Source organism: Psychrobacillus sp. BL-248-WT-3 (genome assembly GCF_012843435.1).
Lineage (GTDB): Bacteria > Bacillota > Bacilli > Bacillales_A > Planococcaceae > Psychrobacillus.
This window is the reverse complement of record NZ_JABAFC010000002.1, coordinates 120,627-133,984: the sequence shown is the minus strand read 5'-3', so window position 1 is coordinate 133,984 and position 13,358 is coordinate 120,627. Positions and strand designations below refer to the sequence as shown.

At 36.4% G+C, this 13,358-nt stretch carries 12 protein-coding genes; 2 read left to right on the top strand and 10 right to left on the bottom strand.

Annotated elements, in window-relative coordinates; genetic code table 11:
* Window positions 1-354: 354 nt before the first annotated feature.
* The 8 genes from brnQ to HF876_RS02410 all read right to left on the bottom strand — a co-directional run bounded on the left by brnQ (window position 355) and on the right by HF876_RS02410 (window position 7,689).
* Entirely contained in the window at window positions 355-1,692 is a 1,338-nt protein-coding gene (gene brnQ / locus HF876_RS02445; protein WP_169358457.1) for a branched-chain amino acid transport system II carrier protein, read from the bottom strand.
* A 217-nt stretch (window positions 1,693-1,909) separates the two neighbouring features.
* Window positions 1,910-2,287 (bottom strand): Na+/H+ antiporter subunit G, encoded by a 378-nt coding sequence (locus tag HF876_RS02440; RefSeq protein ID WP_169358456.1) that lies wholly within the window; start codon window positions 2,285-2,287, stop codon window positions 1,910-1,912.
* Window positions 2,265-2,549 (bottom strand): Na(+)/H(+) antiporter subunit F1, encoded by a 285-nt coding sequence (locus tag HF876_RS02435; RefSeq protein ID WP_169358455.1) that lies wholly within the window; start codon window positions 2,547-2,549, stop codon window positions 2,265-2,267. The genes HF876_RS02440 and HF876_RS02435 overlap by 23 nt, the downstream gene beginning before the upstream one ends.
* The gene (locus tag HF876_RS02430) at window positions 2,550-3,032 is read right to left on the bottom strand and encodes a Na+/H+ antiporter subunit E (protein ID WP_169358454.1); all 483 of its coding nucleotides are present in this window, start codon (window positions 3,030-3,032) and stop codon (window positions 2,550-2,552) included.
* A gap of 18 nt (window positions 3,033-3,050) precedes the next feature.
* Window positions 3,051-4,535, bottom strand: coding sequence for a Na+/H+ antiporter subunit D (locus tag HF876_RS02425; RefSeq protein ID WP_169358524.1), 1,485 nt, complete (start codon window positions 4,533-4,535; stop codon window positions 3,051-3,053).
* Complete coding sequence (locus HF876_RS02420; protein WP_169358453.1) at window positions 4,528-4,866, bottom strand: Na(+)/H(+) antiporter subunit C; 339 nt, start codon at window positions 4,864-4,866, stop codon at window positions 4,528-4,530. The genes HF876_RS02425 and HF876_RS02420 overlap by 8 nt, the downstream gene beginning before the upstream one ends.
* A complete protein-coding gene (locus HF876_RS02415) occupies window positions 4,866-5,291 on the bottom strand; it encodes a Na(+)/H(+) antiporter subunit B (protein WP_169358452.1) in 426 nt (141 codons plus the stop codon). The genes HF876_RS02420 and HF876_RS02415 overlap by 1 nt, the downstream gene beginning before the upstream one ends.
* Window positions 5,278-7,689, bottom strand: a complete 2,412-nt coding sequence (locus HF876_RS02410; RefSeq protein WP_169358451.1) for a Na+/H+ antiporter subunit A — start codon at window positions 7,687-7,689, stop codon at window positions 5,278-5,280. Before HF876_RS02410 ends, HF876_RS02415 begins: the two co-directional genes overlap by 14 nt.
* Before the next feature lie 481 nt (window positions 7,690-8,170).
* Here HF876_RS02410 and HF876_RS02405 point away from each other — a divergent pair, with 481 nt between their 5' ends.
* Window positions 8,171-8,854 (top strand): adenine nucleotide alpha hydrolase family protein, encoded by a 684-nt coding sequence (locus HF876_RS02405; RefSeq protein ID WP_169358450.1) that lies wholly within the window; start codon window positions 8,171-8,173, stop codon window positions 8,852-8,854.
* Window positions 8,855-8,959: 105 nt separating this feature from the next.
* Here the strand turns inward: HF876_RS02405 and HF876_RS02400 are convergent, their stop codons facing one another.
* Window positions 8,960-10,111 (bottom strand): MFS transporter, encoded by a 1,152-nt coding sequence (locus HF876_RS02400; RefSeq protein WP_240949598.1) that lies wholly within the window; start codon window positions 10,109-10,111, stop codon window positions 8,960-8,962.
* Window positions 10,112-10,308: 197 nt separating this feature from the next.
* Between HF876_RS02400 and HF876_RS02395 the strand changes: the two genes are divergently transcribed.
* The gene (locus HF876_RS02395; protein WP_240949590.1) at window positions 10,309-11,007 is read left to right on the top strand and encodes a YetF domain-containing protein; all 699 of its coding nucleotides are present in this window, start codon (window positions 10,309-10,311) and stop codon (window positions 11,005-11,007) included.
* Window positions 11,008-11,351: 344 nt separating this feature from the next.
* On the opposite strand, the gene nagZ is transcribed toward HF876_RS02395, so the two are convergent.
* Window positions 11,352-13,016, bottom strand: a complete 1,665-nt coding sequence (gene nagZ, locus HF876_RS02390) for a beta-N-acetylhexosaminidase (protein ID WP_169358448.1) — start codon at window positions 13,014-13,016, stop codon at window positions 11,352-11,354.
* Window positions 13,017-13,358: the final 342 nt, after the last annotated feature.

The window sequence follows — 13,358 nt, the reverse complement described above, 5'->3', positions numbered from 1 at the left end:
GTTGGAGTCAGTTTTCCGGTATTATTTATGCGAGTAATTTATAAATAGGATTTATTGAAATACAGCCCTACTCCATTTATTGATTGGAGCGCCAGACAGCGACTCCTGTGGGATGAGTGAGACAGTTAAGACATCACAACCGCGCGCGTAAGCGACGGGTGATGGCTTAACGCTCACCCCACGAAAAAGCGTCCGGCTGGCGCAGAAATCAATACTACTATCCGATTTAGAAAGCATCCTAAATCAACCCTAACCTTTAACATAGACAAAAAAAATAAAGACGTGAAATCAAATTACTGATTTCGCGTCTTTTAATTTATGGACTAGTTATGTCCCAGCCTCTCAAATTTAATGTTATCTAATTACCCTAGCAATAAGAGATGTTATAACAGTGATAACAATGAAAGGAATGACCCAGCCAAGTCCTACACCGTAAAATGGTAATATATTGTCATACAAGTTTAGAATGGATTGTAACCATCCAAAATACTCTATTTCTAAAGATTCACATAGCGCTTTCAATCCATCTACAATACTGATTAGGAAAGTAAAGAACATCACTACTACGTATACTAGCCTTGAATGATAGAACAATGGGGATAAAAAAGCTAGCAATATTAAAACAATAGCCAATGGATATAAAAGCATTAGCACTGGTACAGAGTATGTAATAATATTCGCTAATCCAAAGTTAGCGATAACACATGTAAATACACTAAAAACAATTACAAATACTTTATAACTTACAGCAGGTATCAATGTATTGAAATACTCGGCACAAGCAGTCGTTAAGCCAATGCTCGTTGTTAAACAAGCTAAGATTATTACAATGGCTAATAGAATAGCTCCAAAGGAACCAAAATAATGCTCGGAAGCTGCACTTAAAACAGGACCTCCAGTATCCATTATCCCAAACATATCAACAGACGTAGCTCCAAGATATCCAATACCAGCATAAATTACTCCTAAGAAGAAAATTGCAATGGCACCAGACTTAGCAGTTGCAGCTAGGATACCTTTTTTAGAGGTTACACCCATTGCACGCACTGCATTAATGACTATAATACCGAAGACTAAGGAAGCCAAAGCATCCATTGTATTATACCCTTCTGTAAAACCTGTCATAAAGGCATTATCAACGTAGCTTCCCTGCGGTGCACTAAAATCTCCCATAGGCTTGAATATAACAAGAACCAATAAGATCAGGAGACCTATTAGTATTCCTGGAGAAAGGTATTTCCCCACATTATCTACAATCTTCGATGGATTCAAGGAAAGCCACAATGTAAGACCAAAGAAAATAACTGTAAACACGAACAACCCGATTTGTGTATATTCAGAATTTATAAAGGGCATGATTCCAATTTCATATGAAACAGCACCAGTTCTAGGCAATGCGAAAAATGGACCGATTGTTAAATAAAGTAAAGATGTAAAAATAATAGCAAAAATAGGGTGTACTCTACTAGACAGTTCCTGTAAATTCTTACTTCCAGAGAAGCCCATTGCTAATGTCCCTAAAAATGGGAGTCCAATACCAGTTATTAAAAATCCTATTATAGCAACCCATAAGCTTGTCCCAGCATTTTGTCCAAGGCTCGCCGGGAATATTAAATTACCTGCTCCAAAAAATAAAGCAAATAACATTATTCCAATAACTAAATAACTTGAAAAGGATAATTTATTGTCCAAATGAATTGCCTCCTGTGATTTAAGAAATACTCATTTCTTCTATATTGTCATATTGTAAGGAAAAAATGTGTTAAATGATCTTTCATCATCACTTAAATGTTAATAATAATCATGATAATACTATGTATTTATGCAGAATGCAATATATTATAAAAACTTATAGAATAATTGTTTAATTTAAACAAAAAATAGTTAGCCAATAAAATAACTTCATCAGCTAACTATTTTTAGCGTTTTCATCTTCTTCTTCAAATAAAATTTCTGTTAAAGAATTATCAGAAGAGTTTTCAGCCAATTCTACATTTGTTCTATATGCAGCCCTCGTCAATAGGTGCCCTGCAACAGGTGCAGTTAAAAATACAAATAAAATACCTAATATTAATCTAATACTCACAAAGCCATCATGAACCCAAAAATATACAAACGCCCCCGAAAGAGTTAGTAATACTGCAACTGTAGAGCTTTTTGTAGCAGCATGTGAGCGGGTGTAAACATCTGGAAGCCTAATAATTCCTATCGCACTAATAACACTCATTATACTTCCTAAAAGGACGATCAGTGCTGCAAGCAACTCAACTGTCTGACTTACGCTCAATGATAACACCCCTCTCAATATATCGAGAAATCGCAATCGTACTTATAAATGCTAATATTCCTAATATAAGAATTGCCTCTAGAAAGGCCTTTGTCTTAAGTACAATCGATACTATAGCAATTATAGATATCAAGTTTACCCCAATCATGTCTAAAGCTACGGCTCTATCTGGCATGGAAGGACCCTTTATAATTCGAAAAAGTGCTATTCCTATGGAAACTGCAAATAACGAAAGTGATAATACTAGTATTTTCTCTACCATTTAACGGGTCACCTCCATAATTGCTTTTTCAAATTTCTTTAATGATCGTAAAACGTCTGCTTTTGAGGTTTCCATATCCATCGCATGAATATAAAAAGTATCTCCTTCTGGATTTACCTCCATTACGACCGACCCCGGAGTTAAAGTAAGTAATAGTGCAAGCGTCGTAATTTCCCATTCACTCGATAGCTTAGTCTTATACGTAAAGATTCCTGGTTTAATCTTCAGCTTAGGACTTAGTATCTGTTTACTAATTACTATACTAGAAGTAGCCAATTCCCTATTAAAGATAAAAACCAATTTAATAATAGAAAATAGACGCTTCAGATAAAACTGTGTTCCAAAAAATCGATGCATGAGAAACACAATCCCAATACCAACGAAAAATCCGCTAACAAAGGTTTGTAATTGTAATTCCTCTGTGTCCATCAGTAAGGTCCACAAAAATGCTATAAATAAATTAAGTAGAAACTGTGCTGGCATTATACATCACCCCTCCCATTACTCTTCCTTGCCTAGAATAGCATCAATATATATGGAAGGATTCGTCAGCGTATTTGCTGCATCACTAACATACACCGATACCACCTCTGCTCCCAGACCGAGTGCAAGCGTTCCAACACCTAGTAAGAATATTGGAAAAATCATACCAAACTTCAAGGGTGTTTCATCTTCTAGACTGATAATAGTTTCACCAAATATGGAATTTAAAAATATGCGAAGCAACGAATACAGAACTACTATGCTCGAGAGAAATGCCAAGGCTAATAATATATATGCCCCTGACTCAATTGCCCCTTGACCTACTAATATTTTCCCTACAAAACCGCTAAGTGGCGGAATTCCTGCTAGGGAACAAGTCACAATGAAGAACATCCAACCGAGTAATGGATAGTTTTTAATCAAACCGCTTATTTCATTAATCCTTGTTTTACCTGTTAGAGAAATCATTGTACCTACTAATAAAAATAGCATTGCCTTAGCAATCATGTCATGCACGATATAATATATAGAACCTTCAATAGCCACAGTAGTTCCTATTGCTAAACCAACAAGCATAAATCCAACAGCAATTACAACGTTATAAGAGGCTATTAATCGCATATCTTTATAGGCGATTGCTCCCATACACCCTACAATCAGCGTAATACCCGCCATAATACCGAGCAGCGTGTGCGTTATAAAAGGATCATGATAGAAAATGATCGTAAAAGTACGGAACAAGGCATAGATACCAACTTTTGTTAGAAGAGCTCCAAATAAAGCAGCTATAGCCATAGGTGGTGCACTATACGAACCTGGTAACCAGAAGAATAGTAGTAGACCCGCTTTTACACTAAAAACAACTAAAAACAGTATACCTATAGTGGTTAAAAGGGGATCTTGTCCTGCTTCAGCTACCCTCTCTGATAGATGGGCCATATTAAGCGTACCAAGAGAGCCATATAAATAAGCAAGTGCCAATAAAAAGAACCAGGAAGCAACCACATTAATCACTACGTATTTAATAGATTCTCTTAGCTGGCGTTTTGTGCCCCCTAAGGTTATTAATACATAGGATGCCAATAGGGTGACTTCAAAACAGACAAATAGGTTGAACATATCTCCTGTTAAAAATGAGCCGTTTACTCCAGCCAACAGAAACAACACAAACGGATAAAAGTACATCTTCTCGTGTCTTTCTCCAATAGAGGAAAAAGCATACATCACACAAAGCGTAGTTACAATACTCGCTGTCAAAACTAGCAACATGGAAAAGGAATCCGCTACAAAAAGAATTCCAAAAGGAGGTTCCCAGCCGCCAAAGTCCAGTCGAAGAATTCCTTCTTTTTGTATGGCATTTAAAATATATATGCTGAATCCGGTAATCAAAAATAATGTCAATAAAGTAATGACACGTTGCAGTTTAACTTGACTGTTAAAAAATACTAGTAAAACTCCTATCATAATAGGAATGATTAAAGGTAAGACAATAATATTATTCATCATTTGTTCCTCTCAATGCATCCAGGTCATCTGTGCCAATATCCTGATACGCTCGGTATGCAAGAACAAGTATAAAAGCTGTTACTGCAAAGCTGATTACAATAGCAGTTAATATTAAGGCTTGTGGCAACGCATCCGCATAAGGTGCATTTGCCTCCTTTAACAAGGGCACGCTCCCTCTTTTTAAATCACCCATAGTCAATATAAGTAAATGGGCTGCATGAGATAATACTGCAGTCCCTAAAATTACTCGAATTATATTACGAGATAGGATTAGATAAGTAGCAACGGCAACTAAAATACCGATTAATATAACCATAATTGTTTCCATTAGCTATCATCCTCACTTATGCTTAAAATTATCGTAACGAGCACCCCAACTACTGTTAAGGCAACTCCTGCTTCAAAAATCGTGACAGTTGTTAGCTCCGTCTTACCGAAGATCGGCAAGTCAAAATAAGCAAATGTTTGGGACATAAATGGAACACCAAATAACAAGGAACCTAAACCTGTCCCAGTAGCTAATAACACCCCTACAGCAGCTACCAATTTAAAGTCTAAGGGAAGACTTTTATGAACCTTTTCTATACCATTTGATAAGTAAAGAAGGACGAAGGCAGAAGCTAAAACCAGTCCTCCGATGAAGCCTCCCCCTGGTGTATTGTGACCCGAAAGAAATAAATAAACTCCAAAGGTTAAAATAATAAAAACACCTATTTTAGCAACGTTACGAAGAATAACATCATTGATTTTCACTGTCAGTGTCCTCCTTTTTCGCCCTAAGCTTAATCATGGTATATATACCTAAGCCTGCTATAAAAAGAACAACTACCTCTAGCATCGTATCGAATCCACGGAAATCCCCTAATATCGCATTTACAATATTAGTTCCTCCCGCTAAGTTATACGCATCTTCAAATAGATAAGAAATCCGTTCAAACTTGTCATAGTTCAACACTGACAATCCCACTAAAACTACTACTAGTCCTACTCCAATTGATACAATGGCATTCATATTTTTAGTTTTTGATGATACTTTTTCTTTTTGCCAATCCGGTAAATGTGAAAATGCCAAAAGGAAAAGTGCAGTAGTAACCGATTCTACTACCAATTGTGTTAATGCTAGATCTGGAGCTCTAAATATTACAAAGAAAATAGCTACGGTATAGCCTAAAACTCCATTTAATAAAGTTGCAGTAATTCTAGATTTAGCAAATAACATGGCTAAGCTAGCAATTACCATAATTAATACTAAAATAATCTCGTATGTTCTAAACTTTGCACTTGGTGTTGTATCAAATGAAAAAGCACCCGACATAATTAAGTACCCACCAACTGTTGCGATAAAGAATATATAAATATATGATAGGTAATCTCTTAAATAGCCAGTCATATAACTTTTAGTCGCTATTGTAGACTGCTTCTCTGAGAAGCTTAAAAAATTCATATACAGAGCATTAAAGGAGTATTTCTGTGGTAGTATGCTATAAATTGGTCTCCAATATCTTAAAACTTTAAAAAGAAGAAAACCTACTACTATAACTGCTAATGTCATCTTTAACTCAGTATTAAAACCATGCCAAGCATAGATGGAAGGCGTTAGCTTCTCAGGATCTCCAAAGGTTGGATAAATACTGGCCATTGCTGGTTTCAATAAATAATTTCCAACTATATTGGGAAAGAAAAATATACCGACCACTAAAATAGTAAGGATGATTGGTGAAATAAGCATACCAATCGGTGCCTCATGGATTGGTTTATCCAATTTTTCAGGCTGTGCCTTACCTAAGAAAGTTTTAAAGATGAAAACCATACAATATACGAAAGTCAGCACACTACCTACCCATGCAATTACAGGAAAAATCACTCCCCATGACTGCAAGGAAAAAACATCCGCTTCCATTATAGAAATGGTAGCTGTAAAGAACATTTCTTTACTTAAAAAGCCGTTAAAGGGTGGCAGTCCTGCCATTGATAGGCTTCCGATTGTACCAACTGTAAAGGTAATTGGCATAAAGGTCATTAGTCCGCCTAATCGACGGATATCACGTGTTCCGAGCTCATGGTCTAGTATACCAACTACCATGAAGAGCGCACCTTTAAAAGTAGAATGGTTAATCATATGAAATAGTGCTGCAAACGTGGCCTGCGTATAGATGACAGACTCCTCAGAATAGCCGTATTGTAAAGCAATTGAACCAAGACCTAACAGACTCATAATTAAGCCGAGCTGACTTACTGTAGAAAAGGCGAGTAGTGCCTTTAAATCGGTTTGCTTTACTGCATTGAATGATCCCCAGAACATAGTGATCATCCCAACCGTACTTACTGTCCAAAACCATGTTTGATCCATGCCGAAAATCGGTGTAAAGCGAGCTACCAAGTATATTCCTGCCTTAACCATTGTTGCGGAATGTAGATACGCGCTGACCGGGGTCGGTGCTTCCATCGCATCCGGTAACCAAATATGGAAAGGAAACTGTGCAGATTTTGTAAAGGCACCTAATAGGACCAAAATTAATGCTAGTACAAATAAATCATGATTAGTTAACTCCAAGGCAATCGGAATAATTTCGCGAATACTGAATGTGCCAGTCATCGTATAAATCATAATGAACCCTACCAGCATTGCAATACCACCGCTCACCGTGATAAGCATTGCCTTTTGAGCACCTTGTCTAGATGCATTGCGGTGGCTCCAAAATGCTATTAAAAGGAAAGAGGATACACTTGTTAGTTCCCAGAATACATATAAAACCATTAAATTATCAGAGAACACGACTCCGAGCATTGCGCCCATAAAGAGTAGTAAGTAACAATAAAAATTATGGAGAGATTCCTTACTAGAAAGATAAAAAATAGAATAAATGATAACTAAACTACCTACACCAGTAATAAGCAAACCTAATATGATACTTAGACCATCTAAATAAGTGGTGAAATTAATATCCAACGAGGGGATCCAATTGTATGTGTGATAGTATGTTTTTCCACTTGCAATCGAGGGAATAAAACTTGCAAGCATTACAAACAAAATGGTTGGTACTAACAAGACAAGCCAGCCTATATGTATTTTTTTCAAGTATCTATAAAAAATGGGTATAGTTGCAGCTACTATAAATGGGAATATAATAGCAAAGTTAATTGAAAACAATTGTTAACCTCCTATTTCCATATATGTATGAAAATTCTATATAGAAAGATTTATTTCATTTGAAAGAGAGACTTGACTATTAGGGTAACTAGTTGCATAATAGGATTCCATATGGGGTTCTCATATGAATGTCAGTAGAATAAGAGGTATAAATCATAGCCACTTTCTCGGCATGATTTTACGTTAATATAAATGGCTAAGCTAGAATAACTATTTTATATTCGGTAGCCTGATCATAGAGGGTAAAGCCAGCACACAAGAGACTAGGCCTTACAATCTCTTTATGCAGTATTAAGGAGAAAATGATTTTTTTTCACTCCTTAACGATATTAAATTAGGTATATTCTTGTTTTTCCTAAGTAAATTATACACTAAACCACACTTCTCTGCACTTATAGTGTTTACTATAGCTTATAATTTGCATTATTTTGTACATGTCACTAGAATAGATGAGACTAAGATAAATGGGGTGTAGACAACCGTGAAACGCACAAAAGGTAGGATGGATGAAAGTATACTTGTCTGCGTATACTATGGACCAAACGGTGAACGACTTATTAGAAGAGGACACAAAATGGCTAGTATTATGGACTGCCCTCTTTATATATTAACAGTGGATCCACTTCCATACGATGCTTTCGATGCAGAAAAGTCAGGTTACGTAGATCAATGGAAAGCATTAGCAGAAGAACTAGACGTAGAAGAATTTATCATTCGGGATAATGAAAAACGTCCTTCTCCTAAGGTAATTAAAGAAGTTGCTCATAACCTGAATATTACACAAATAATCATTGGACAAACTGCCCAAAGTAGATGGGAAGAAATTACTAAAGGATCGTTTATGAATGTCTTGTTAAAAGAAATCCCTTTTGTTGATTTCCATGTGGTATCAGTTGAACGTGCTATTAAAGATGAAGAAGAAGGCGTCTTTGAAAAAGGTGTAAGAGCATATTTAGTCAATGACGGAGAAACTTACAAGGTTTCCTTTACATGCGCAAAAAATATGTGCCAAGAAGGAATATTCTTCAAGGAAATAGGAACAGATTTTGATAACGGGATTTTCAAATTTATGCATAATAACAAAATGCAGCAAGTTCATATTCAAGATAATTTAGTTACAGATCCTTCTCAAGTACCAGATGATTGTACACTAAAAGCAAGATAACATATTATATATTGAACTGTTTAAGAGACTGTAAACCACCTCAGAAGAAAATTTTGAAGTTGGCTTACAGTCTCTTTGTTTTGAGGATTTTAACTTTACCACATTTTAAGACCTGCCATCCCTTGGCAAGGCAAATGCTACTATTCCTAGTAAGGGTAGCAGCGACACCACGACCATTGTGGAATAGATCCCTATGTAATCCATTAAAATACCTATAAGAACGGATCCCAAGGCTCCCATTCCAAAGGCCAGTCCTACTGTGAGACCCGCCATTGTCCCAATCTTGTTGGGTACTAGTTCCTGGGCATAAACAACTGTCACAGAAAAACTGAGCATTATTAAAAATCCAATAGCAGCTAACAATAACAAAATAGCCCAAACAGGTACATAAGGTAAAATAAGACATAAAGGAATTGGGACAACAGTTGAGATGACTATTACTTTTTTTCTACCCATTTTGTCAGCCATAGGACCTCCAAAAAATGTTCCCACTGCTCCTACAGCAAGAAATAGGAAAACGATAAGTTGGCCTTTCTGCGTAACAAAATTGTAATTCTCGGTCAGATGAAATATATAAAAGCTAGTAATATTCGTTACATAAAAAGAACGCACAAAAATAATGACCATTAAAAGTCCAAGAGCAATGCCTACTTGTTTCTTAGTTAAAGCAGGCAACGAAGATATAAATGCTTTTTTCTTAGCTGCCAAATTGACCTCATTCAGCTGTGCCTTGTACCAACTTGAAATTTTGCTTAACATGAAGATTCCGATCGCCGCCACGATTAAAAACAATGCAGCTCCCCTTTGCCCTAGTGGAATTAGGATAAATGCACTGATAAGAGGGGCCAATGCTTGTCCGGAGTTTCCTCCCACCTGATAAATAGACTGAGAAAGCCCTCTTTTATTACCCGCTGCCATATAAGAAACTCTCGACCCCTCAGGATGAAAGACCGCCGAGCCTAAACCCAAAAACAATACAGCAATGATTATAATCCAATAATCCGTTGCAAAAGCCAGTCCGACCACACCAATAAAGGAACTTACCATTCCTAGAGGAAGTGCATAAGGCATTGGCTTTTTGTCGCTTATAAAGCCTACAACTGGCTGTAGTAAAGAAGCAACCATATTAAGCGCAAACGAAATGAAGCCTAGCTGTGTAAAGGTTAATCCTACTTCATCTTTTAAAATGGGGAACATAGCTGGAACTATAGATTGTAGCGTGTCATTAAATAAATGACATATTCCCATGGCTACCATAATTGGATAAATAGGATTTCCCTGTTTATCCTGAGTTGCAATTTGAGACAATTTTGCACACTTCCCTATCAACAGAGTTAGTTTCATTATTATATCTTAAAACCTTAGATTTTATAAAATTATCTTTTAGAGAATACATTGAAGGAAGTGGTGCACAATACTTAGTATTATATTTATTTAAAGGAGTATCGATCACAATGGGTGACATTAGCTTTTGGGAAATGATTTGGAGAACTACCGTCTCATTTGCTGTTTTACTTTTTTTAGCCCGAATAATGGGAAAAAAACAGATTAGCCAACTAACTTTCTTTCATTATGTTACAGGAATAACAATTGGCTCTATCGCTGCTGAAATCGCTTCTCAAAAAGAAACCCCCTTTGTGGACGGAATCATCTCCCTAGTCTGGTGGGCAATACTTACAATACTTATGACTTATATTTCACAGCTTTCCCCTAAAGTACGACTACTATTAGATGATGAACCGACTATTATTATTAAAGATGGGAATATTTCAGTGAAATCTCTGAAATCATCTCGGATGAATATGGATGATGTCATGATGTTATTAAGAGAGCAATCCATCTTTTCTATCGATGATGTTGAGTATGCTGTATTAGAGACAAATGGAGAACTAAGTGTTCTAAAAAAAGTTGCTGAACAAGGGGCAACCAAACAAGATGTTAAAGCAGATCTCACCGCACCAACCTATATCCCATCCGAAATTATATCAGACGGTAAACTTGTACGTAAAAATCTCAAGGAATTGAATTTGGACGAGGAATGGGTAATGAAAAAACTTCGTAAGCAAGGTATTCATTCGATTAAAGAGGTATACTTTGCACAAATACAAACAAATGGTTCCCTTTCCATTAACCTAAAAGATAACGGTTTGTAAATGAAATATGCACGAGTCGGTTTCTAAGCTTCGGCAAAACTATCCCTCGAATTTTACGACCTAGCTAAAGTTTTCGAGCTCCATTTCAAATACATGCAATTGCTTGCTTTAAAGCAGGTACTTTCCTAGAGAATGGCTTCTATTTCCCCTTCCTGGGTACAGATCGAACTGATTGCCAGGTGTCGCAGCCTCCTCTTTCAAACAGCTAGAATGGAGAAATTTCTTACAGGATATCAGCTAGCTTTAAATTGAAAAACGAGAAATCAAATTGCTGATTTCTCGTTTTATAATTTATTATTTTAATTCGTTCTAAAATTTTTCTTCCTATTAAATAGGTAGCTTTATTATTTCAGAATATTGTTTGTGAATTCTTTCGTTAACGTATTTAATTCTTCTATATTAATAGAAGAAAGTTGATTGTTGCTCAGTTCATACCTTTCTTTTAATAAAAGAATGCGTTCCACACTTTTATTGATCTGCTCCTCTTTTATCTCTCCATCTTCTACTGCTTCTAGAATAGCTTCAATTGCTCTATCTACCTTTTCATAGTCATGAGCGATTAATACAATATCATTGCCAGCCTTTATAGCTTCTACTGCTGCCTCTCCTATTTCATGATGATTTAAAATAGCCTTCATTGTCATATCATCCGTCATGATGACTCCTTCATACTGTAAATGATCACGCAGTATATCTGTAATAATCTTTTTAGAGATAGAAGAAGGCATATTCTCATCTATCTTAGGCAAAAGAATATGACCAATCATTACAACATCAGCTCCGCTTTTAATAGCATTTTCAAAGGGAATTAACTCTAACTCTTCAAGTTCCTTTAAATCCTTATTTACTATTGGTAGCTCAACATGCGAATCAACTTCTGTATCACCATGACCAGGGAAATGCTTAATAACCGAGATAACATTTTGACTTTGTAAACCCTTCATAGTTGAAATTCCAAACTCACTTACCACTTTAGGATTACTTCCAAAAGAACGATCGCCAATAATGGGATTGTCAGGGTTACTATCTATGTCCATTACAGGAGCAAAGTCTAGATTAAATCCATATGCATTTAGTTGCCTACCTAATATAACCCCTAATTGTTTTGCTAAATCTAAATTATTTTTTTGACCAATTTGTTTGTTCGTTGGTAAATCATTAAGTTCCGGAATCCTAGTCACTCGTCCTCCCTCTTGATCTACCCCTAAAAAAAGTGGAGGGTCTTCTTCCTGATTCTCAGCCTTTAAGGAATTCAGTAAGGTTACGATTTGGTTTGCATTCACTAAGTTATCTTTAAAAAGGATAACACCACCAACCTTATCCTCCCTAACCATTCTCCTACCTTCCTCCGATAATTCCACTCCATCAATTCCTCCAAAAATCATTTGACCAATTTTTTCTTCTAAGGTCATTCGGTCTACTGAAGAAGTTTTCACTGGGGAGCTTGCCTCTTTTAAATCTGTGTATACTGAAATATGATGAACATTGGGATTAGGAACACTTTCTGTTGGCTTCGGTAAAATCCACTTTAATTGTATATTTGGAGCTACTTCATAAACTAGGATAGTTTCTTCTTTCCCCTCATCCTGGTAGCTTCGTATCATGTCTGGCTCACCTGCAACTGAATGGATGTCCTTTAACTGAACTTCCTGTATATATGAGGAATTAGTTCTAACGTCAAAAACTGTTCCCGAATGATGTCCAATCGTTGCGTAACGAGTTAGATAAGTATCATAAATATCATTGGAGAGGTTACTGCTTTCATCAGGTACTCCCCATAGCTCGTACAATTGTTCCGTATCGGTCTCGCCAACGATAAACGGAACATTTATAACCTGCCTTTTTTCTGCTAACTCAAAAACGAGAGAGACAACTGCCTGCCCTCCGGTTGCTGTTTCCTCTTTCTTTATAAACTCTTTCGGCTCTTCCTCTTTATTCGTTGTTAAAACTGCTTCTATTATAGTAAAGAAAAATATTACCACTAAGATTACCGCAATTTTTTTTGTCATATTTAAGGCCTCCGAACACTCGTCTACCTTATTGTATTTCAATTAGTATAGGCACTATACCTTTTTTCTCGTTATTATTTATAAATATTTAGGGGAAGATATGCATATCTCCTTTACCGTCCTTCATTAATCAAGAAAAGCGCAAGCGCCTATGTCTGCCCCGACAGGCAAATGGAGAAAAGCGAGGAGGCAGTTCCTCAGCCACCGCAAACGCTCTTGTTTGCGACGAGCTTGCGCAGGAGTAGCTTTTATCCATTTGACCCCGAGGGGCAAGGCGATGAAGCTAGACATCAATTTACCCACAGGTTCAGAACTTTTTAATTTCCTAAACAACAAAAAAAT

Bases quoted from the DNA above. Each gene is read 5' to 3' on its own strand.
- HF876_RS02395 (WP_240949590.1), top strand. From the start codon at position 10,309: ATGGGTGACATTAGCTTTTGGGAAATGATTTGGAGAACTACCGTCTCA.
- nagZ (WP_169358448.1), bottom strand. From the start codon at position 13,016: ATGACAAAAAAAATTGCGGTAATCTTAGTGGTAATATTTTTCTTTACT.
- HF876_RS02425 (WP_169358524.1), bottom strand. From the start codon at position 4,535: ATGAATAATATTATTGTCTTACCTTTAATCATTCCTATTATGATAGGA.
- HF876_RS02435 (WP_169358455.1), bottom strand. From the start codon at position 2,549: ATGGTAGAGAAAATACTAGTATTATCACTTTCGTTATTTGCAGTTTCC.
- HF876_RS02430 (WP_169358454.1), bottom strand. From the start codon at position 3,032: ATGCCAGCACAGTTTCTACTTAATTTATTTATAGCATTTTTGTGGACC.
- HF876_RS02420 (WP_169358453.1), bottom strand. From the start codon at position 4,866: ATGGAAACAATTATGGTTATATTAATCGGTATTTTAGTTGCCGTTGCT.
- HF876_RS02400 (WP_240949598.1), bottom strand. From the start codon at position 10,111: ATGGTAGCCATGGGAATATGTCATTTATTTAATGACACGCTACAATCT.